At 35.3% G+C, this 21138-nt stretch carries 17 protein-coding genes; 3 read left to right on the top strand and 14 right to left on the bottom strand.

The window, feature by feature from the left end; translation table 11 throughout:
* The first annotated feature begins 4 nt into the window (after nucleotides 1-4).
* Together H4V97_RS09185 and H4V97_RS09180 are read left to right on the top strand one after the other, a co-directional pair.
* Nucleotides 5-2068, top strand: coding sequence for a M13 family metallopeptidase (locus tag H4V97_RS09185; RefSeq protein ID WP_209549538.1), 2064 nt, complete (start codon nucleotides 5-7; stop codon nucleotides 2066-2068).
* A 221-nt stretch (nucleotides 2069-2289) separates the two neighbouring features.
* Nucleotides 2290-4353 (top strand): M13 family metallopeptidase, encoded by a 2064-nt coding sequence (locus H4V97_RS09180; protein ID WP_209549537.1) that lies wholly within the window; start codon nucleotides 2290-2292, stop codon nucleotides 4351-4353.
* 58 nt (nucleotides 4354-4411) lie between these two features.
* Here H4V97_RS09180 and H4V97_RS09175 read toward each other — a convergent pair whose 3' ends face one another.
* The 6 genes from H4V97_RS09175 to H4V97_RS09150 form a co-directional block, all read right to left on the bottom strand.
* Complete coding sequence (locus tag H4V97_RS09175) at nucleotides 4412-6361, bottom strand: alpha/beta fold hydrolase (protein ID WP_209549536.1); 1950 nt, start codon at nucleotides 6359-6361, stop codon at nucleotides 4412-4414.
* Between the two features lie 11 nt (nucleotides 6362-6372).
* Nucleotides 6373-7314: a DMT family transporter gene (locus tag H4V97_RS09170; protein ID WP_209549535.1), complete on the bottom strand. Its 942-nt coding sequence runs from the start codon at nucleotides 7312-7314 to the stop codon at nucleotides 6373-6375.
* Nucleotide 7315: 1 nt separating this feature from the next.
* Nucleotides 7316-8119: an SDR family oxidoreductase gene (locus tag H4V97_RS09165; RefSeq protein WP_209549534.1), complete on the bottom strand. Its 804-nt coding sequence runs from the start codon at nucleotides 8117-8119 to the stop codon at nucleotides 7316-7318.
* Between the two features lie 80 nt (nucleotides 8120-8199).
* Nucleotides 8200-10527 (bottom strand): M28 family peptidase, encoded by a 2328-nt coding sequence (locus H4V97_RS09160; RefSeq protein WP_209550293.1) that lies wholly within the window; start codon nucleotides 10525-10527, stop codon nucleotides 8200-8202.
* Nucleotides 10528-10633: 106 nt separating this feature from the next.
* Nucleotides 10634-10984 carry a hypothetical protein gene (locus H4V97_RS09155; RefSeq protein WP_209549533.1) on the bottom strand — a complete coding sequence of 117 codons (351 nt, stop codon included), beginning with the start codon at nucleotides 10982-10984 and terminating at the stop codon, nucleotides 10634-10636.
* Nucleotides 10981-12510, bottom strand: coding sequence for a bifunctional GNAT family N-acetyltransferase/carbon-nitrogen hydrolase family protein (locus H4V97_RS09150; protein ID WP_196848747.1), 1530 nt, complete (start codon nucleotides 12508-12510; stop codon nucleotides 10981-10983). The genes H4V97_RS09155 and H4V97_RS09150 overlap by 4 nt, the downstream gene beginning before the upstream one ends.
* Before the next feature lie 186 nt (nucleotides 12511-12696).
* On the opposite strand from H4V97_RS09150, the gene H4V97_RS09145 reads away from it, so the two are divergent.
* The gene (locus H4V97_RS09145) at nucleotides 12697-13029 is read left to right on the top strand and encodes a single-stranded DNA-binding protein (protein ID WP_196848748.1); all 333 of its coding nucleotides are present in this window, start codon (nucleotides 12697-12699) and stop codon (nucleotides 13027-13029) included.
* A gap of 192 nt (nucleotides 13030-13221) precedes the next feature.
* Here the strand turns inward: H4V97_RS09145 and H4V97_RS09140 are convergent, their stop codons facing one another.
* From H4V97_RS09140 to H4V97_RS09105, 8 genes are all read right to left on the bottom strand, one after another.
* The gene (locus H4V97_RS09140) at nucleotides 13222-13377 is read right to left on the bottom strand and encodes a hypothetical protein (protein ID WP_209549532.1); all 156 of its coding nucleotides are present in this window, start codon (nucleotides 13375-13377) and stop codon (nucleotides 13222-13224) included.
* A gap of 69 nt (nucleotides 13378-13446) precedes the next feature.
* Nucleotides 13447-13950 carry a ferritin gene (locus tag H4V97_RS09135; protein ID WP_196848750.1) on the bottom strand — a complete coding sequence of 168 codons (504 nt, stop codon included), beginning with the start codon at nucleotides 13948-13950 and terminating at the stop codon, nucleotides 13447-13449.
* Between the two features lie 48 nt (nucleotides 13951-13998).
* Nucleotides 13999-14628, bottom strand: coding sequence for a chloramphenicol acetyltransferase (locus H4V97_RS09130; protein WP_209549531.1), 630 nt, complete (start codon nucleotides 14626-14628; stop codon nucleotides 13999-14001).
* Between the two features lie 141 nt (nucleotides 14629-14769).
* Nucleotides 14770-16041, bottom strand: a complete 1272-nt coding sequence (locus H4V97_RS09125) for an OmpA family protein (RefSeq protein WP_196848752.1) — start codon at nucleotides 16039-16041, stop codon at nucleotides 14770-14772.
* Between the two features lie 375 nt (nucleotides 16042-16416).
* The gene (locus tag H4V97_RS09120; RefSeq protein WP_196848753.1) at nucleotides 16417-17103 is read right to left on the bottom strand and encodes an HAD family hydrolase; all 687 of its coding nucleotides are present in this window, start codon (nucleotides 17101-17103) and stop codon (nucleotides 16417-16419) included.
* 99 nt (nucleotides 17104-17202) lie between these two features.
* A complete protein-coding gene (locus H4V97_RS09115; protein ID WP_196848754.1) occupies nucleotides 17203-17850 on the bottom strand; it encodes a hypothetical protein in 648 nt (215 codons plus the stop codon).
* A gap of 135 nt (nucleotides 17851-17985) precedes the next feature.
* On the bottom strand, nucleotides 17986-20082 hold the full coding sequence (gene metG, locus H4V97_RS09110; RefSeq protein WP_196848755.1) for a methionine--tRNA ligase: 2097 nt from the start codon (nucleotides 20080-20082) through the stop codon (nucleotides 17986-17988).
* Between the two features lie 249 nt (nucleotides 20083-20331).
* Nucleotides 20332-21075 (bottom strand): DUF3298 and DUF4163 domain-containing protein, encoded by a 744-nt coding sequence (locus H4V97_RS09105; RefSeq protein WP_196848756.1) that lies wholly within the window; start codon nucleotides 21073-21075, stop codon nucleotides 20332-20334.
* Between the last annotated feature and the right edge of the window lie 63 nt (nucleotides 21076-21138).

Here is a 21138-nt window from a genome sequence, read left to right as displayed (position 1 = left end):
AAAAATGAAAAAACACTTCACTAAACCACGACTTTTTGTGATTTCTACAATATTTGGTTTAACAATAAGTCATGCTCAAAATATTCCGGTAAAAATGCATCCAGGAATTGATATTTCTAATATGGATAAGAAAGTCAAATCAAGTGATAATTTTTTCCGATTCGTAAATGGAGCTTGGCTTGACAAAACGGAAATCCCAAGTGACAGAACTTCATGGGGAAGTTTTAATGAGTTGCTTAAAAAAACGGATAAAGATGCATTAGCCATCTTAAACGAAGCTTCTAAAAATCCTATGTACAAATCCAACACGGATCAAGGAAAAGCGATAAATCTTTTCAAATCTGTTTTGGATACTGTAGCTAGAGATAAAAAAGGAATCCAACCTTTAAAACCGTATTTGGCAAAAATTGATGCAGTAAAAAACATTCAAGATTTACAAAAACTTTTAGTTGAAATGGAACCAATCGGAGGTATTGGGTTTTTTGGTATCGGTGTTGGTGCCGATGAAAAAAACAGTGACAAGAACTCCGTTACCCTTGGTGTAGGAAGATTAGGTTTGCCGGATAAGGATTATTATTCTTCTGAGGATAAAGATTCTAAAGAGAAAAGAGCAAAATATCTGCTTCACGTGGAAAGAATGTTACAATTCATTGGTGAAAACCCAACAAAAGCAAAAGAAAGTGCCTCTAAAATTCTAGCATTGGAAACTGCATTGTCTAAACCAAGATTGGATAGAGTAGAACGCAGAGACGATAGATTGTCTTACAATCCAATGACGGTTGCTGATTTACAGAAAATGACTCCGGCAATCAATTGGCAAAATTATTTTTCTGGCATTGGTTTCACAAAATTAGATACAATAATAGTTAGTCAGCCAAGATACATGAAAGCGCTACAAACGGTTTTTACCGAAAACAAAGTGGCGGACTGGAAAGAATATCTGAAATGGTCTTTACTTAATAAGTCCAGCGGTCAGTTGTCGACTAAAATAGAATCGGCAAATTTTGACTTTTATGGTAAAACATTAACGGGCGCAATCAAACAAAGACCGCGTGAAGACCGCGCATTGCAAACGGTTAATAATACTATAGGTGAAGCCTTGGGGAAATTATACGTTGAGAAAATGTTTCCTGCTGAAGCAAAAGTAAAGGCAGAAAAAATGATTAAAAATGTAATTCGTGCGTACCAAAACAGAATTAACAATTTGACTTGGATGTCGGCAGAAACGAAAGTTAAAGCGATTGAAAAATTAAATAAGATTACGATTAAAATTGGTTATCCTGATAAATGGAAAGATTATTCAGCCTTAAAAATCACTAGTACTCAGGATGGCGGAAGTTTGTTTGAAAACCTACAAAATCTTTCTCGTTGGAATTTTCAAGAAGACTTAGAGAAGCTTAAACAACCGGTTGATAAAACCGAATGGGGAATGTCTCCACAAACCGTAAATGCATATTATAACCCTTCTTATAACGAAATTGTTTTCCCTGCAGCGATCTTGCAACCTCCATTTTATAATTACCAAGCGGATGAAGCTGTGAATTATGGTGGAATAGGAGCAGTAATCGGTCACGAAATTTCTCATGGATTTGATGATTCCGGTGCCCGATACAACGCAGATGGAAATCTAGTGGACTGGTGGACAGCAGAGGATTTGAAACAATTTACTGCCCTTGGAACTTCTTTGGCTAATCAATACAGCGCTTTAGAGCCTTTGCCTGGAATACACGTGGACGGGAAGTTTACTTTGGGGGAAAACATAGGCGATCTAGGTGGGGTAAATGCTGCTTTCGATGGATTGCAGATGTATCTGAAAGAAAACGGAAATCCAGGGTTAATCGACGGCTACACACCAGAACAACGTTTCTTTATTTCTTGGACTACAGTTTGGCGTACAAAAATGCGTGATGAAGCTTTGAAAAGTCAAGTAAAAACTGATCCGCATTCTCCAGGAATGTATCGTGCTTATGTGCCAATTCAAAATTTAGATGAGTTCTATAAAGCTTTTGGAATTAAAAAAGGAGACGGCATGTATGTGGAGCCGGAAAGCCGTGTGAAAATTTGGTAATCAAAATTTTAAATGTAAAATTAGATCCCATTCGATTAAACGAATGGGATTTTTTTTATAATAAAACGAATAGATTAGAAGCAACGAGAATACCAAATTACTAAAAAGCGGTCTAAATAGTTTTTATTCAGGCTTAAACAACTATTAAATCTAATATGATTTAACAAATTATAAAATTTTTATCGATAGATTTGTGACCCTAACTAATCAATTTAATAATAATGAAGAAAAATAATAATAAGCGACTGCTTTTTGTGATTCCCGCAATTATGGGATTTTCAATGAGTCAGGCCCAGAATTTACCCGTAGTGAAAGAGCCTGGAATCAATGTTAATTACATGGATAAAAACGTTAAACCAAGTAATGATTTTTTTCGCTACGTAAACGGAACGTGGTTAGATAATACTGCAATTCCAGGAGACAGAACCAGATGGGGAAGTTTTGATGAATTGCGCCAAAAAACAGATAATGATGCCTTGGCAATTTTAAAAGAGGCTGCAACAAATCCAGCCTATAAATCAAATACAGATCAAGGGAAAGCCATTAATTTATACAAGTCAATACTTGATACTGTTGGAAGGAATAAATTAGGAATAACGCCTTTAAAACCATACTTAAAAAAAATAAACGCGGTTAAAAATACTAAAGATTTACAAGCATTACTTATTGAAATGGAACCTATAGGCGGCATTGGATTTATGGGTGCAGGTGTAGGAACTGATGCCAAGAACAGTAGTAGAAACGTGATTAATTTAGGTCCGGGTGGCGTAGGTTTGCCAGACAGAGATTATTATGTTTCTGAGGATGCCGATTCCAAAGAGAAGCGTGCAAAATATGTTTTACACGTTGCCAAAATGTTGCAATATTTAGGCGATAAACCAGCAGTTGCGAAACTTAATGCGGAGAAAATCCTGGCTCTTGAAATTGCCATGTCCAAACCAAGATTGGACAGAGTAGAACGAAGAGATCGCCGTAAGTCATACAATCCAATGACATTGAGGGAATTGAGTAAATTGACTCCCTCAATCAATTGGGATAATTATTTCACAAAAATAGGATTGACAAAAGTAGACACCGTAATTGTATCGCAACCCAAATACATGACTGCTTTAGAAGCTATTTTTAAAGAGAACAAAGTAGAAGATTGGAAAGCGTACATGCGTTGGAGTTTATTGAACAGAGCTTCCAGTCAATTGTCAACAAATATTGAAAATGCAAATTGGGAATTTTACGGAAGAACCTTGACGGGTGCGATAAGTCAAAGACCCCGTGACGAAAGAGCGCTTCAAACCATAAACGGAGCCGTTGGAGAAGCTTTAGGAAAATTATATGTAGAGAAAAAATTTCCGGCTGAAGCCAAAGCCAAAGCGGAAAAAATGATTAAAAACATATTTTTGGCTTTCGAAAACAGAATCAATAATTTGGCATGGATGTCAGCGGAAACAAGAAAAAGTGCAGTTGAGAAACTTCATAAATCAAGAATTAAAATTGGTTATCCAGACAAGTGGAAAGATTATTCAGCCTTGACGATTAAAAGTCCACAAGAAGGCGGAACTTATTTTGAAAACTCAAAAAATATGGCTCAATGGCGTTTCAATGAAAATATCGCCGAATTAAAAAAGCCTGTTGATAAAGAAAAATGGGGAATGTCTCCACAAACTGTAAATGCCTATTACAACCCATCTAATAATGAAATTGTATTTCCAGCAGCTATTTTACAACCGCCTTTTTACAATTATCAAGCGGATGAAGCGGTAAACTATGGTGGAATAGGAGGAGTGATAGGTCACGAAATTTCTCATGGTTTTGATGATTCCGGAGCACGTTACAATGCCGACGGAAATCTAGTGGACTGGTGGACAGCAGAAGATTTAAAACAATTTTCCGCTCTAACCGGTGCGCTTGCAGCACAATATAGCGCCTTGCAGCCTATACCGGGAACATTTGTGGACGGGAAATTTACACTTGGAGAAAACATTGGAGATTTAGGAGGAGTGAATGCCGCTTATGATGGATTACAATTATACCTGAAAGAAAATGGAAATCCAGGATTAATTGATGGATATACACCGGAACAACGTTTCTTTATTTCTTGGTCAACAATTTGGCGTTCAAAAACACGCGATGAAGCGTTGAAAAACCAAGTAAAAACGGACCCACATTCGCCTGGAATGTACCGTGCTTATGTACCTTTGCAAAACGTGGATACGTTCTATCAGGCTTTCAACATTAAAGTAAATGACGGAATGTACATTGCACCGGAAAAGCGAGTAAGAATCTGGTAAAAATTATTATACTATCAAAAAGTCCCATTTGCCTGAGCAAATGTGACTTTTTTGTTTTTTACTTTATTAAATATTCCTGCATAAATCGGATTACCGCCAAACGTTGAAAATCGATATTGGGTTTCTTTTTAAATCCGTGACCTTCATCTTTTGCTTCCAGATACCAAACCGTATTTCCTTGTGTTTTTAGTTTATCACGCATCTGCATAGCTTCTGTCACAGGAACTCGTGGGTCATTAGTTCCTTGGATTATGAAAAGTGGTTTTTTTATTTTATCGGTATTATTTAGAGGAGCCATTTTCTCAAAAAAAGCGGCCATTTTCTCGTCTCTTTCATCACCATATTCCGCCCTTCTCAAATCACGTCTGTATTCCTCAGTGTTTTTCAAAAAGGTATTAAAATTTGAAATTCCTACAATATCGACAGAACATTTTATTTTGTCTGCATAATGAAAGGCTGTCGCCAAAGTCATATAACCACCATAACTTCCGCCCATAATCATAACTCTGTCTTTATCCAATTCTGGTTGTCGTGCAATCCAATCTAATAAAGCACCAATATCTTTTACAGAATTTTCTCTTAAAATGCCATCATCTTTAGCTAAGAAGGTTTTTCCAAAACCAGAAGAACCTCTTACATTTGGTAAAATAAGCGAAACCCCCATTTCACTGGTGTAAAAATTATTAGAACCTAAAAATGAAGCCAAAGATTGTGCTTCAGGACCACCGTGAATCATAATGATAACGGGTCTTTTTCCTTTAAATTTTGGAGAAGCAGGATAATAAAATCCGGAGATTTTTAAATCGTCAAAACTTTTCCAATCGATGAATTTGGGAATGGACATGTCCGATTGTTGCATTTCTCCCAATTCGCTCTCGGTCCAACGTTCTATTTTACCTGTTTTTAAATTCAATTGATAAACATCGGAGGCTGTTTGTGCGGTAGATTGATTGAAGAAGACACTTTCTTTATCCTTTGTAAAGCGGGCATCGCTAATTAACCCTACTGGAAGGTTTTTTACTTCTTTGTATGATTTATTGACAGCATTCATTAAATACATTTTATTCAATCCCGCTTCATTGCTAATAAAAACAATAGATTTTTTATCTTCAGACAAACTGTAATTCTCAATATTCCATGGAATATTTGTAGTGTAGTAAGTTTCTTTTTTAGTGCCTAGGTTCATCGTTGCCAATCGCTCAAATTCGTTATCCTTATCGGTTACAAACCAAATTTCATCAGCGATGTTAGAAAAACTTGCTCCAGATTGTGAAATTCCTTTGGTATTTCTATCAGTGACTTCGGTTAATTTACCGGTTTCAATATCTAGCACCCAGATATACGATTCGTTTATGGAAACATATTCTCCCAGTAATAATTTTTTATTGTCGGCTGAAATGTCTTGAATTCCCCATCCGCCGCCTTTTACTTGGAGAATTAACTTGTCTGACTTAGGATTGTTTGGATCCATATAGTAAATGTCGCGGTCTCCGCCGTTTCGTTTGGTTGACGAATAATAGAATGCTTTGCCATCTTTTCGCCAAATAATACCGCCGTTTTGTGATTTTCCTCCATCCGTTAATAGCCTAGATTGCAGGGTTTTTAAATCAAGTTTGAACAATTGACCAAATTCATTTCCTCCAATGTCTTTAGAATAAATTAGATATTCTCCTTTTACCGGTTCATAAGAGGCTGCGCTTACCGGTTCGTCAAAAAAAGTCACTTGTGTTCGAGCTCCCATGGACTGTGATACATGGTGTAATTGCGATGTTGAACCAAACCGTGTATTGATGATAATATCATTTTTAATTGGATGAATTTCAGCCAAAGAAGCACTTCTGGATTCCGAATATTTCTTTACCTCATTGGCGAGTTCTCTTGGGATTTCAGCAATATTCTCCGTGATTAAATTTTCATTTGGAATTACTGTACTTTTCTTTTGTTGTCCATGAACAACAAACAAAGTAAGGAAAGACGCGGCAGTCAAAAGAAAGTTTTTTAATTTCATATTTTTTGGTTTTATTTGGTTACGACACTATTTTTTCGCCCTTTTCTCAACGAGTAATTGACCATATAAAGTCCGCTTAAAATAACTCCGCCACCAATAGCTATAGCGGCATTGAGCGATTCGCTGAAAATTAGAGCACCTAAAATTACGGCTATTATTGGATTTATGTAGGCATAAATACTGCTTATTTGTGCCGGTAGATGTTGCAGCGCATAAATAAAAGCGATAAAGGTAAGAACAGAGCCGAAAACAACTAAATAAGAGATTGCCCACCAGGAAATAGCTGGAATTGAACTCAATGGTACGGAAGTTCCGGTAGCTCCGGTGAAGGCGAAAAGTAAAATGCTGGAAAGGAACATTTGTAATCCTAAACTAAAATATGGATTGAAACTTGCCGCTTTTTTCTTGGTATACAACGATCCAAACGCCCAAGTCAACGTTGAAATTATCGAAATAAAAATTCCAAATCTAAAATCCGGTTTTAAGAAATCATTTAAATGATCATAAAACACGACACAAACACCGCCAAAACTTACAATTAAACCAATTATGGCTAATCGCGCAAGTCGTTCTCCTCTAAAAATACTGATTATAACAATCCATAATGGTACAATAGCTCCAATTATGGCGCCTAATCCACTGCTGATGTATTTCACGCCCCATGTGCTTAATCCATTGCTTAAAACGAAATTAAGAACGCTTAGAATGAGGATGGTTTTCCATTGTTTTCCTTTCGGCCAAGGTGTTTTTTTAAACAAGAAAAAACAAATATAAAGTGCCCCTCCAATGAATTGTCTAATGGCGGCAAGTTGCAATGGTGGCATGTGTTTTACTCCTTCTTTTGAAGCAATCCAAGTGGTACCCCAAAAAAAACTCACCCAGCATAATGCTAAAATGGGTAATCCAATTAAATTTATCTTAGATGAAACGGCATTTTTAAGTTTGGTTCTCACTTTATAGACTGGGTTTAGTAAAAGTATATTTTAAAATGGTTGCAACTTTATCACTCAAAATGGTTTTTCCGATGGAAGCATTTTCATCATTAAATTTTGGCAACGGCAAATTCAAATCGGCAGCTTTTTGAGTATAATAAGTGGCGCGGGAAGGATGAAAAGGGGCGACTGCATTGAACGTTTCATTCCAACAATCGGTTTCAATAATTTTTAGAATTATGCCAATGCAATCTTCCTGATGAATCAAATTGATAGGAGCTTCTGGATTATCCAGATTTTCTCGTCCCGCTAAAAATTTAACAGGATGTCGGTCTTCGCCAATTAATCCACCAAAACGAATTACAGTAGTTTTAAAATTAGTGTTGCTTTGCAAAATTTGTTCTGCTTCAACTAACTGTTTGCCGCTTTCCGTATCTGGATTTAATGGTGTTTCTTCGGTTACAATATCATTTTCTTCTCCATAAACAGAAGTGGAACTGATAAAAAGGACGTTTTTCACAGCCGATTTTTCTATGAAGGGAACCAATGTTGCTATTTTCTCGACAAAACTTTCGCTATTGATTCCTCGTAATTTTGGTGGAATATCGATTAGTAAAGTGTCGCTTCCAAGCAAAAAAGATTCAATGGAACCTGAAACACTTTTGCTATGAAACGAAATTAAAAAAGGACTAATTCCTGCGTTTTCTAATATCGAAAGTTTCTCTGAAGAAGTCGTCGATCCATGTAATGAAAATCCTTTTTCTAACAGAGCTTTCGCCAAAGGCAAACCCAACCAACCGCAACCAAGAATACTGATTTTTGTCATTTTATTTATTGTAACCAATTTGTTTCAAAATCATCACAATTTGTGATGACATATTTTTAAGTGTTCAAGTTTCATTAAAATTACTTGACTTTTATAGTATCATTCTCAATTATTAAACTTTCTTTTATAAAAGGTTTTGCTTCCTTGGTTTTTAAATCCGTGTCAACTAAAACTGGCAGAGGGCTAGGATTTATCTTTTCCTTAATTACCACCGCATCATTCAAAACAAAAGGTGTTGGCATCATCCAATCTTCTCTTTTTGTCATGGTAAATAAGGGATTGGTCATTAAATCGAATGAACTTTCCATCATTTCCATATCTAAAATTGAAGTTGCATCAGTACTGAATTGCATTTCCAAAGGTAAATTATCCACCACATAATAACTCAAAATTTTCTTTCCGTTTCGTTGATATTTGGAACCTTTTTGACCTAAAGTGCTAGTTCCATTTGCTTTGAAGTTATGAATTATCATTTTTTCATTGGCAAAAATATCATAGCGATTTACTTTGCGATTGGGTGAAATTCGTAGTTTCAAATACCTTTGATTGCCAACAATTCTATCTTCAAGAAATTCGATTGTTGGTTTTTGGAGCTCTTTTTTTGGAGCTTCTTGTGCATAGGTAAATCTAGAATTATATTTACTGTATAAAGGCGTTTCATTTAAAGCGGTTGCATCTTTTGGGTTTTCACCCAAATAGCCTTTCACCCATGAATCAAGATTGGTGTCATACGTTGCCCAACTGGCTTTATTGGTGTCGGCATTATAGATATACAACAAACTGTTTGATTTGGCCTTTCCTTTTTCGTACCCGGATTCAGAATGTGCTTTCACACAAAAGCCGATGGCGAGTACAAAAAACACTAAGGACCAGATTCCCTTTTTGGCGAAAGCCCCAAACAACGGCAATAGTAATCCGAATGCTAAAACGGTAAGAATGGCACTTCCAAACAGCACTTTTAGTCCCAATCCTATCGGAAACATTTGAATAAATGGTGCTATAATTAATAATGCAGGAATGCTGAAAATCAGATTTAGTACTTTACTGGATTTCTGCGTGATAATAAATAAACCAAAAGAAAATAGACCAAAGTAAACAGGAATAATCAAAAATCCTGCTCCTTGTAAACTAAAAGCAAGAAATCCATTAATGATGATCCAAATAAATAATGGTGCCACATAATGATTCATGGTTATCTTATTGGCAGAAAAACGTTGGTAAAATGCAAAACTAATCGCTATCGCCAAGAGAACAAAAGCGCTAATATAGGCATGACCGTTATAGGTAAATCCGTTAAGTAAATCATTGTACTGCAGATATAATTTCAACAAAGCTTTCCATCCTAAAAAAGTGATTAATCCGGTAACGAGTATGGAACCCAAAAACGGAACAAATCCTTTGATAATTTCACGGAAAGATAAAATACGTTTTGCAATGCCTACGAAAATCAGGAGTATAAAGAAGACAAAAGCAATTACCGCCATAGGTAAAACCCAGTTAAAAGGGTAACTTATAAAAGTGTTGGGAATCGTAAAATAGACATAATCCTCCGTGGCTTTCGTGGTATTCAAATCAGCATTAGAAAAATAATTCAACAACGGCATCAAATACGTTCCCTGATGTGTTAAGGTGTTTTTGTTCAAATGATTGATGTCATCTTGCGCGGTGTGATAATTAAAATGGTCATCTATAAACGCAAAATTATAACCCTGAATATTGGCTTGTTCTCTAAAAACCGTCAAATCTGTATCATTGGGTAACATTTTATAAATGCTGTACATCAACGAATTGGAAACTGGATAAGTGGCGCCTGCGGAAGCAAATTCTTTTACCAATCCCGCGTTTCCTTTATTGGTTTCCATCAACATGTAACTTGGACCGGAAGAACCGCGTGCTTCAAAATTCAATACCAAACCCACTTCTTTTGCCCACGGATGTTGTGTTACAAATAATGCGGCACCATTTAAACCTAATTCTTCAGCATCCGAAAACAGAATAATAATATCGTTTTTGTGTTGTTTTTTAGTGTTCAAAAATGCCCGTACACTTTCCAAAATCGTCGCTACTCCCGATGCGTCATCACTGGCACCGTGAGAAAAGGAGTGTGGTGCGCTGTCGTAATGAGAAAGCAATAACAAGGCTTTGGAATTTCTTGTGCCTTTTATTCGAGCCAAGATATTTTTAGATTTTACCAGATTACCCCAATCACTCAACGTATATCCTTCTTGTACGGAACTTTCCAGTCCTAATTTGTTAAGCTCTTTTTGGAGATAATTGGCAACAAATTCGTGATTCTGGGAACCCACATAATGAGGTTGTTTTGCAATTGTTGCCACCTGAGTCAAAGCTCTTTGGGTTGAAAATTCCGAAAGAGATTGCGCGTCATCAGAAGGCCATTGCGGCATCATTGTAGCATAAATTAATCCAAGAACTCCGAGGACAAACAATGCGGATAAAATAGAGGAATAATCTTTTTTCATTTTGGTTAGTTGGTTGGTAGGTTGGGTCCTGGTATCAGATGTCTTTTTTTACAAGCACATAAAAATCATTGTCCAAAACCATATAGCCTTGGTCATACAGGAAATAGTAGGTATTTCCTGTTTTGGTCTGTAGAATATTGGTAAAAAATTCGAAGTCAAAACCTTTACTTAAAAGTTTTGCACGGGTGGTTTTTGATTTTCCTTCAATATTGAGTTCAGATAGAATGCGGTAATTTTTGCGCAACTTATTGTTGATGTTGCGCATAAAATTAGTGCTGTCTTTATTTATTTTATTGTTGTAGGCATTACGGCAACCGTCACTACAAAACTTTTTGTCTTCTCGTCCTACAATCTTTTCTCCACATTCTAAGCAGGTTTTATTCATGGATTGATTTTTCTAATTTCATATAAATCAGTTCGACGGTCTTTTAGGATTCTGGCGCTTCCGTGTTCATGTAGCTCTTTGAGCAAATTTAAATCGACATCTACAATTAAAGTCATTTCAGTATTTGGAGTCGTTTCTGCTTTTATTCCGGTGCTGGGAAATGCAAAATCCGAAGGTGTAAAAACAGCGGTTTGAGCATATTGAATATCCATGTTGTTTACTTTTGGGAGATTCCCAACACATCCGGCAATCGCGACATAACATTCGTTTTCTATCGCTCGTGCTTGTGCACAGTGTTTTACTCGTGTATAGCCACTTTGCGTATCGGTTAAAAATGGGACAAATAAAATATTCATTTCTTCATCGGCCAATAATCTCGACATTTCCGGAAATTCAACATCATAGCAAATCATAATGCCTATTTTCCCACAATCTGTGTCAAAAGTTTTAAATTGTGAACCACCCTTCATTCCCCAATGCAGCACTTCATTTGGAGTGATATGAATCTTATAATACATTTCAGAGGTTCCATCTCTTTTACAAAGAAATCCCACATTATACAAAGTGCCATTTTCTAAATAAGGCATGCTTCCTGAAATGATATTTATGTTATAAGAAATGGCAAGTTCCTGAAATTTTTTGCGAATGGGGTCTGCATATTTGGCTAGTTCTCGAATGGCGTCAGGCTCGGATAGATGATTGTAATCTGCCATTAAAGGAGCAATAAACAACTCAGGAAAAAGGGCAAAATCACTTTTGTAACCTGATATGGCATCAATAAAAAATTCAGCCTGTTCAAATAAGGCTTCAAGATTTATTAACGGACGCATTTGCCATTGAATTAATCCAAGTCTGATGATGCTTTTTTGAGTATTTATTAGTTGGGGACTTTCATCATAATAAATATTGTTCCATTCCAGTAACACAGCAAATTCCTTAGAATCGGTGTCTCCTGGCAAATAGTTTTTCATAATTCTCATTACGTGAAAATCATTACTTAGCTGAAAGGAAAGCACAGTGTCATGCAATTCTTTTAATTTTACTTTTTCGATATACTTTTTCGGAGTCAGTTTTTCAGCATATTTGCTGTAATTTGGAATCCTTCCTGCAAAAACGATTGCCTTTAGGTTTAATTTTTCGCACAATTCTTTTCGGGCATCATACAATCTTCTACCAAGTCTCAAACCTCGATAGTCAGGATGAATAAAAACATCAATTCCGTATAGTATTTCTCCTTTTGGATTGTGTGTTGAAAAGGAAGAGTTCCCTGTTATTTGAGAATAATTCGGATTTTTATCAACTAAAACTTCATCTACAATTAATGATAGTGCAGCACCCACTACTTTTCCGTCTGCTAAAATCACTAATTGTCCTTCAGAAAATAGACCAAGTAACTTCTCGATGTCTTGTTCTTTCCAGTACGAATCTGCCATTTCTGGATAGGACTCTACCATAGATTTTTTTAATTGTTTGTAGTCCTCAAATTCTAGATTTCGTAATTCTACTTTTTTTATTTTGGCTTGCATAACAAATTGATTTCTACCAAATGTAACAATTTAATTCCATTTACAAACGTTTACAAATAGTTACAACCGAAAGTAAGTAGTTATCTACCGAATAATTTTTTGAACTCACCGCATCTTTGCCCTGTTGATTTGAAAGAAGGATTCAACAAATAACTTATATACACTAACATTTAAATTTTACACGCCATGAATGCATTAAGAAACAAAGTACAGTTAATTGGACACGTAGGGAATGATCCAGAAATCAAAAATTTTGACGGAGGAAAAAAATTAGCCAATTTTACAATTGCTACAAACGAAAGCTACAAAAACGATAAAGGAGAAAAAGTTGAAGAAACCCAATGGCACAAATTAGTAGCTTGGGGTAAAACTGCCGAAATCATTGAAAAATATGTTACTAAAGGAAAAGAAATAGCCATTGAAGGGAAATTAACCCATAGAAGTTACGATGATAAAAATGGTGAAAAACGGTATATTACGGAAGTAGTGGTTAACGATGTTCTTCTTTTAGGGAAATAATAGTCCGTAAACATTCTCCGTTTTGGTCTCCTTTTATCATATGGTCATTTTGACTAATGACACCTCTTTAATTAGCTTGTAGTTGTTATGATGTTGCAAACTATTACTGGAAACAAAGCAAAAACCACCGATAATCATCGGTGGTTTTTTTATGTAAAATAAACTAGCGAAAAGCAATCAATTTTCTTTTTTTTATAAATCAAAGCAGGGACATCGTTTGCATCGTTTGTCTTCGCCTTTTTTATATTTTTCGCAACATTCTTTCTTTAAGCCTTTATCAGCTTTATCGCTTTTAGGGCCTACTTTTTTATCCTTTTTCTTTTCCTTATTTTTATTCTTTTTACTCAATTTGTAGAGAATTAAAATTATGAGATAATACTCCTTTTGTGTTAAATAGAGTGACTATTTATTGTCTTTTTAAACCGTGGATTTTTCAGACAGTTGTTGGATATCTCTATCAAATAAATACAAACCGCCTTTATCATCGCCAATTAAGTTTATTTTATCTAAAATAAGTTTAGCCTGAGCTTCTTCTTCAATTTGTTCGGATACGTACCACTGCAAGAAGTTGTGCGTAGCATAATCTTTCTCAGACAGTGAAATATCGACCAATTCGTTGATAGCGGCTGAAACAAAAATTTCGTGTTTATAAAGCTCTTCAAACATTTCTTTGAATGTTTCATAGGTTGTCTTTGGTGCTTTTAATTCTGTAACTCGGGCATGACCGCCACGTTCGTTGATGAATTTTACCAACTTAAGCATGTGCGCGCGTTCCTCATCCGATTGTACATACATAAATTTTGAAATACCTTCCAAACCATGAGTTTCAGACCAAGAAGCCATAGAAAGGTAAATTTGTGAAGATTCAGCTTCGATACGAACCTGATGGTTTAGTGCGGTTTCAATGGTTTTTGATAACATGGCTAAGTTTTTAAAGTTTCCTTCGTAAAGTTACAAAAAATACTTAGTTTACTGATTCATAATTTCTTGGAAATAATCAACAAATTGTCCCAGATGAAGACCATCCATTAATCCGTGATGCACATGAATTGACATTGACATGGTTCTTTTGCCGTTTTCAGTAACCATCATTTTTCCAAAGGAAATCTTCGGGCAACTGTCCGGAAAAGTATAACTTCTGGCGTGTGATAGTGAAGTGAAATTGAGCCATGGAATGGCTGAAAAATGAATTAAATTCTCCTCTTCGAAAGTTCTTGTAAAAAGACCAGCAGTATTTTGTACGCGTTCAATTTCTGTTTTTGCCGTTTTTTCGAAAACAGTAAAATCAACATTGTATTCAATCAAAGAGAATCCAAAGGATCCGTCTTCCCGCCCGATTGTTGCGGAGCCATTTATTTGGTCATAAATATAAATTTGGTCTTCATAAATACGATAACGGAACGATTCAATCGAATTTACTGCAACCAATGTTTTGTGAAGGTAGTAGATAAAAAAAGAGGTATTCAACTCTTTAGTTCTTTTATAAGCCCTCGTGCAATCTATTACAACTGTTGCCCCAAAAAATGGTTCTTCAAATTGTCTAAAAAAATGAAAATGTGATGCCCTTGGCCAGTTTTCTAAATCTAACAGTGCTTTCAAAATTCAAGGTTTATATTATTTGCAAAAATAAAGTTATTCTTTTAATATGGAAGGTCATTTTTTATGAAAATCTAAAATAGGATAAATAAAAAAAGCCCTAAAGGAAATTTCCTTTAGGGCTTTTTGATATAAAGAAGTAAATTATTTTACTCTAAAAGTAACTCTTCTTACTAATTTTCTTGCAGCATCTGAATCTTTATCAACTGAAGTGTCTTCACCAGCAGCAACTACATTCAATCTTGAGGCATCTACATTAGCTTTTACTAAAGTGTTTTTTACATTAGTTGCTCTTGCATTAGATAATTTATCATTGTAAGCAGATCTTCCTAATTCGTCAGCATGACCAATAATGTCAACTGAAGCAGAAGGATTGTTTCTTAAGTAAGTTAAGATAAAATCAGTACCTTCAGTAGAAACGTTAGTTGGTGTTGATTTGTTGAAATCAAAATAAACAGCTACATAACCACCATTAATTAAACTTTTAATCAATTCATTATTGTATACAACAGAACCGTCTCCAGTATTAGCTGCATAGTTTTTCATGATGTAAGCTTCAGTTTCATCAGGAACATTGTTGTTGTTTTTATCAATAGATCTTCCTTTAGTGTCAACCATTTGACCAGCAGGAGTATTTTGTTCTTGATCTAAATAATCAGCTACGCCATCATTGTCAGTATCTAACATTTTGTTTTCGATAGCCATAAATCTTGCGTCAATTGCAGCAAATTTACCTTCGTTATCAATAACCCAGTCAGCATGTTTTACATCTTTACCTAAGTAAACAGTTAAACCTACAGTACCATTAAAAAGAACTCCAGAAAATCCATTTGAACGAACTCTACTTGCTGTATCAAATGTAAGATTCTGACGAGCATTTACGATAGTCGTAAAATCACCTGTTAATGCAATTCTGTTTGTCAATTTGATTTGACCAGTTACACCAGCCATTAAGTTACCCATTCTGTCTTTTGCATAAGTAGGATTTTCTCTTTCCAAAAATGACAAACCTACACCTGCGTGACCTAATAAACCTAAAGTTTTAGTCCAAGTTTCAAAACTCATGATTCTACCTAAGTTAGCAACTCCTTGTAAGTCTACTCTGTAATACTTTGTGTCAAAAGGAAGTGAATTATCACCTTCTTGAAAACTGTTGTAACCAAAATCAGCTTTTAAACCAAATTTGTTGTTAAACATGTATCTAACTCCTAAATCTGCAACATAAGGACTAACTACTGCAGTTCTGTAACCTGCTGTCATTGTTCTTGTAGGTTTGTTGAAACCACCGGCTAATTCAACAGACCATTTGTTGTACGTGTTTTCTACAGCAGTTTCTGTAGTTTTTACTGTCTCTGTTTGAGCGCTTAAGGTTGTGAAACCAGCTGCGAAAACTAAAGTAAGTATGATTTTTTTCATAATTTTAATTTTTAAATTCTTGGCAAAAATACAACATATTGTTTTATGAGTTTTTTCTAACAGTTAATTTTGTAACAAATAATTTTAATTCTGTAAAAATCGGAATTAATATATGAAATTAAAGTATAGTAAATCAGATTGTTATGTTTTTTTAAGAAGGGTATAAATAGAATTATTTTTTTAAAAAAAGAATAAATCTGCAGTAAAAACACCTCAAAAACAGGTCATTTTACCTTTTTTTTAGTCATTATGGACTGAGTTTAAGCGCTAAAATAGCGCAGAAAACGGCTTTAAATTATAAAAAATCGTTTTAATTGATTTAGACTAAACCCAAAAGTTTAGACAAATTTATAATAGGTCTTTTTAAAAGCTTAACTATTCCAGTCGTTTTAATACATCAGTTATTTTTTCGAAAGCACTGAAATTCTCGTGCTCTACTTTATGGTCGATTTTTTCATGTGCCCAAGTCGTGTGAAACGGAATATGTACGGCGTGTCCGCCAATAGCTAAAACCGGTAAAACATCTGATTTCAATGAATTTCCAATCATAAAGAATTCCGAAGGTTGTATTTCCAAACGCTTTATTAAGTCAGAATAATCGATTTCCTGTTTGTCTGACATCACCTCTATATGATGAAAATAATGACCCAGACCAGAATTATGTAATTTTCGTCGTTGGTCTAATAAATCGCCTTTGGTGGCAACAACTAGTTTATATTTTCCTTTTAATGCTTCTAATGTTTCTTCGACTCCTTCCAATAATACGATTGGTTTTTCTAGTAATTCTTTTCCGTATTGGATAATTTTCTCAATCATTGCAATGGGAAGTGTATTATTCGAAATAGTCATCGCTGCTTCAATCATCGAGAGAATATAGCCTTTTATTCCGTAGCCGTACAATCTTAAATTGTCGATTTCCACTTTAAAAAGTTCCTGAGAAATCCCTTGATGCGATAAATAATCCTCCATCAACCCACAAAATTTTTTCTCGGTTTCATCAAAATACGTTTCGTTTACCCAAAGGGTATCATCGGCGTCGAAGGCTATTACTTTTAGGCTCATTTGGATAAAATTAGATGTTTGTCAAAACTATAACATTTTTAAAAAACAATGGGGCTCATCAAGCCCCATTGTTTTTTATTTTTTATTTTTAGGGAAGAATTATCCTTTTTCATAAGGAAAATTGCGCCCCACTTTTCTCATCATTCTTTCCATAACTGCATTTGCGGAACTCATCACATCTTCGCTCATTTGTTTGTAGAATCGCCAAAGTAATTCACCATCTTTTGCATTATAGATGTTCATTGTTAATTCACCAGTTGCAACTTTACCGGTGCCAAAGCCTATTAAAAGAGTTTTAACTATCGCAACACCCTCGCTGCTTGTTTTTTCGTAAGCATAACTGCATTTTAAAACGGCATCAACTCCAAGTATTTTCGCAATTGCATCTGGTGTCATTGTGTCGATTTTATCAAATATGCCATTTTGTTTTAAAAGTGCATTTGTTCTTTCCGTATCTTGTATTGTGACGGTATAATCTGGTGACTTTCGTAAAAGGTAAGTATATAAACCTGATTGTAAATTATCGCTTAATTTTATTTCTTCTGCAGCGTTAGTACTGACATCAAAATTTTTCGGTAATCGTTTGTAGGAAATAGTAGATTTGAAGGGTAATAATGCAATAGTCTTTTGATTAGCAATTTCTTGTTTTAGCTTTGGTGATTCAAAAATTTGTTTAGAACTTTCAAATTGTGCAAACATGAACATGCTTGAAAACAAACAGATAATAATTAGTAGATTTTTTTTCATAATGTGCTTAGGTCTTTAATAAGATAATTAATACGTTTTCGCAAATATATTATTTTAATTAAAATAAAAATGTCAAAAAATCTATTTATTTTCTGAATAGATTTTTTGACATTTAGTTCGCTATGGAAATAAAATTTAATTTATCGTCTCTCCATTCGCAGCTTCAGCATCCGGATTTACAAAAACTAATTTTCCTTTAGCATTTGTGGTCATCAAGATCATTCCTTGACTTTCTACGCCACGAAGATTTCTTGGAGCCAAATTAACTAGAACGGTTACTTTTTTACCCACAATTTCTTCTGGCGAAAAACTCTCGGCAATTCCCGAAACAATCGTGCGAACGTCAATACCGGTATCTACTTTCAAAATCAAAAGCTTGTTGGCTTTTGGCATTTTTTCTGCTTCTAGAATGGTTCCAACGCGCAAATCCATTTTGGCAAAATCCTCAAATTGAATCGCTTCTTTTTGTGGTTCGGACACCTTGTTTTCGGCTTTATTCGCTGTTTTTGTAGCTTCCAATTTATCTATTTGTTTTTGGATTTCCTCATCTTCAATTTTGGCAAAAAGCAATTCTCCCGAAACTTCGGGACCGCCAATTTGGTGTCCCGTCGGAATTAAATCCGAAGTTTCAGCGATTGAATTCCAACCGATTTTATTTTCAATTTTTAAAATTCTAGATAATTTTGTTGCTGTGAAAGGTAAAAACGGTTCACACAACACGCTTAAAGCAGCAGCAATTTGCAAGGCTACATACATTTGTGTTTGCACGCGCTCTGGGTTGTCTTTGATAACTTTCCAAGGCTCTTCATCGGCTAAATATTTATTTCCTAAACGCGCCACATTCATCAATTCGCTTAACGCTTCACGGAAACGGTATCTTTCAATCGAACTAGAAATAACCGCTGGATAGGCTTTCAATTCGGTTAATACTTCATTGTCATAATCCGTGAAGTTTGGAGTTCCCCCTTCGGGTGTTAGGGGGCTTGGTTGCGGAACAACGCCATTGTAGTATTTATTGGTTAAAACCACCACACGATTAATGAAATTCCCATAAATCGCTACCAATTCGTTATTATTTCTCGCTTGAAAATCTTTCCACGTAAAATCATTATCCTTAGTTTCTGGCGCATTCGAAGTCAAAGCATAACGCAAAACATCTTGCTGATTCGGAAATTCTTCCAAATATTCGTGCAACCAAACCGCCCAGTTTTTAGACGTAGATAATTTATTTCCTTCCAAGTTCAAGAACTCATTTGCAGGAACATTATCTGGTAAAATATAGCTGCCTTCGGCTTTTAGCATCGCCGGAAAAATGATGCAGTGAAAAACAATATTGTCTTTCCCTATAAAGTGAACCAGTTTAGTGTCTTTGTCTTTCCAGTACGGTTCCCAATCTTTTCCTTCGCGCAAAGCCCATTCCTTGGTTGATGAAATATAGCCAATTGGCGCATCAAACCATACGTATAATTTTTTCCCTTCGGCACCTTCAATGGGAACGTCAATTCCCCAATCGAGGTCACGCGTTACCGCACGAGGTTCTAATCCGCCATCAATCCATGATTTTACTTGTCCGTAAACATTAGGTTTCCAGTCGTTTTTATGCCCTACAAGAATCCATTCTCTCAAAAAATCTTCATAACGATCCAAAGGCAAAAACCAGTGCTTCGTCGATTTCATAATAGGAGATTCTCCTGTAATTGTCGATTTTGGATTAATCAAATCCGTAGCATTCAGCGTAGAACCGCATTTTTCGCATTGGTCGCCATAGGCTTCTTCGTTGCCACATTTTGGACAAGTTCCCACCACAAAACGGTCTGCCAAGAACTGATCCGCTTTGGCATCATACAATTGCTCCGTTACTTGTTCTATAAAATCTCCTTTTTCATATAAAGTTCTAAAAAATTCCGAAGCCGTATCATGGTGAATTTTAGCCGAAGTTCTGGAGTAATTATCAAACGAAATTCCGAAATCCGAGAACGATTTTCTGATAATTCCGTCATATTTATCGATTACTTCCTGAGGTGTAATGCCTTCTTTTTTGGCTTTCATAGAAATCGCTACGCCGTGTTCATCGCTTCCGCAAACAAACAAAACGTCTCTACCTTGCAAACGTAAATAACGGGAATAAATATCAGAAGGCACGTAAACCCCCGCCAAATGTCCAATGTGAATTGGTCCGTTCGTATAAGGCAATGCCGCTGTAATCGTATATCTTTTTGGATTCTGTGTCATAAAATTATTTTTAGATTCTGAAATTAATTCAGAAGGCGGTGCAAAAATAAGTATTTTTATGATAACGTAGGGGCAAGTGGCGACTTGTCCGTACACAATTTGCCATTATTCGTGATTTTCAGGAGAGTTTATTGTGAGTTTATAGGAGCAATTTCCCGTCTCGTACGAATGACGAGATTGCAATTTTTTCTTTTGTAAAGAAAAAAGCAAGGGGATTTGCATTGCAATCGGTAGGGTATTGTGAATTAACTATTTCAATCTCAAATAATCATTCACTTCTTGGTAAGACAATAACAATTCTTTTGGCCCATCTGAATAGGAGGCCGCTTCATATAGGTTGTAATATAAAAGCAATCCTTTGTCTGTGTAAAAAATATTTTGTGGAAGTTCGAATTTTTCGTCTTCAAACATCAATCCTGTGGAATTTATGGATTGGTTTTCGGGGATTTTATATTTGGCTCTGAATTTTTTTTCGGCGAAAGCCTTAAAAGCATTCTTGTTCTTAAATATTTTATTGTTTGAGATTGTTTTTCCTGTTTCTGGATCAAAAATTAAGGAACGTAAACCTTGATAACCATGAGCGCCACCCGTATAGGTATAATGATTGATTTCGATATTCAAAATACTATCCGATTGGTATTTTATACTGCCTTCAATTTTTGCTTCCCAGCCAAAAGTATCTTTAGGAAAATTCTTTTGCAGTTTTTCATAGGAACCAATAAAGGAAGTCAATAAACCATTATAATTTGTTGAGGTATATGGCTTTTCACCAAAATAAATAATCTCTTTCAAAACAGAAAACACTTTTTTATTGATGCTATCTGCAACCACTGGGACATCTTTGGCAACTGGGATTCGTAAAGTAATTTGAGGGCACTTTCCCTTGCATGGCAATGTCGTTTTTTTCTGGAAGGACTTGTCTTCAAAAACTAATTCTTTAGAACAACGCGCCATTGACAAAAGTAATACGGCAAAAAGGATAATGTGTTTCATCTCAAAAATGTTAATTAAATACAAAGGTATCAACTTGCCGCTTGGATAGAATAAATTAAAGGG

Origin of the sequence: Flavobacterium sp. CG_23.5 (assembly GCF_017875765.1) — a bacterium.
Classification (GTDB): Bacteria; Bacteroidota; Bacteroidia; order Flavobacteriales; family Flavobacteriaceae; genus Flavobacterium.
Note: the sequence above shows the minus strand (reverse complement) of the source record. Positions and strands in the feature narration are given on the sequence as shown.

Excerpts from the sequence above, each read along its gene's own strand:
- H4V97_RS09185 (WP_209549538.1), top strand. The coding sequence starts at position 5 with ATGAAAAAACACTTCACTAAACCACGACTTTTTGTGATTTCTACAATA.
- H4V97_RS09180 (WP_209549537.1), top strand. The coding sequence starts at position 2,290 with ATGAAGAAAAATAATAATAAGCGACTGCTTTTTGTGATTCCCGCAATT.
- H4V97_RS09175 (WP_209549536.1), bottom strand. The coding sequence starts at position 6,361 with ATGAAATTAAAAAACTTTCTTTTGACTGCCGCGTCTTTCCTTACTTTG.
- H4V97_RS09165 (WP_209549534.1), bottom strand. The coding sequence starts at position 8,119 with ATGACAAAAATCAGTATTCTTGGTTGCGGTTGGTTGGGTTTGCCTTTG.
- H4V97_RS09160 (WP_209550293.1), bottom strand. The coding sequence starts at position 10,527 with ATGATGCCGCAATGGCCTTCTGATGACGCGCAATCTCTTTCGGAATTT.
- H4V97_RS09155 (WP_209549533.1), bottom strand. The coding sequence starts at position 10,984 with ATGAATAAAACCTGCTTAGAATGTGGAGAAAAGATTGTAGGACGAGAA.
- H4V97_RS09150 (WP_196848747.1), bottom strand. The coding sequence starts at position 12,510 with ATGCAAGCCAAAATAAAAAAAGTAGAATTACGAAATCTAGAATTTGAG.
- H4V97_RS09145 (WP_196848748.1), top strand. The coding sequence starts at position 12,697 with ATGAATGCATTAAGAAACAAAGTACAGTTAATTGGACACGTAGGGAAT.
- H4V97_RS09135 (WP_196848750.1), bottom strand. The coding sequence starts at position 13,950 with ATGTTATCAAAAACCATTGAAACCGCACTAAACCATCAGGTTCGTATC.
- H4V97_RS09125 (WP_196848752.1), bottom strand. The coding sequence starts at position 16,041 with ATGAAAAAAATCATACTTACTTTAGTTTTCGCAGCTGGTTTCACAACC.
- H4V97_RS09120 (WP_196848753.1), bottom strand. The coding sequence starts at position 17,103 with ATGAGCCTAAAAGTAATAGCCTTCGACGCCGATGATACCCTTTGGGTA.
- H4V97_RS09115 (WP_196848754.1), bottom strand. The coding sequence starts at position 17,850 with ATGAAAAAAAATCTACTAATTATTATCTGTTTGTTTTCAAGCATGTTC.
- metG (WP_196848755.1), bottom strand. The coding sequence starts at position 20,082 with ATGACACAGAATCCAAAAAGATATACGATTACAGCGGCATTGCCTTAT.
- H4V97_RS09105 (WP_196848756.1), bottom strand. The coding sequence starts at position 21,075 with ATGAAACACATTATCCTTTTTGCCGTATTACTTTTGTCAATGGCGCGT.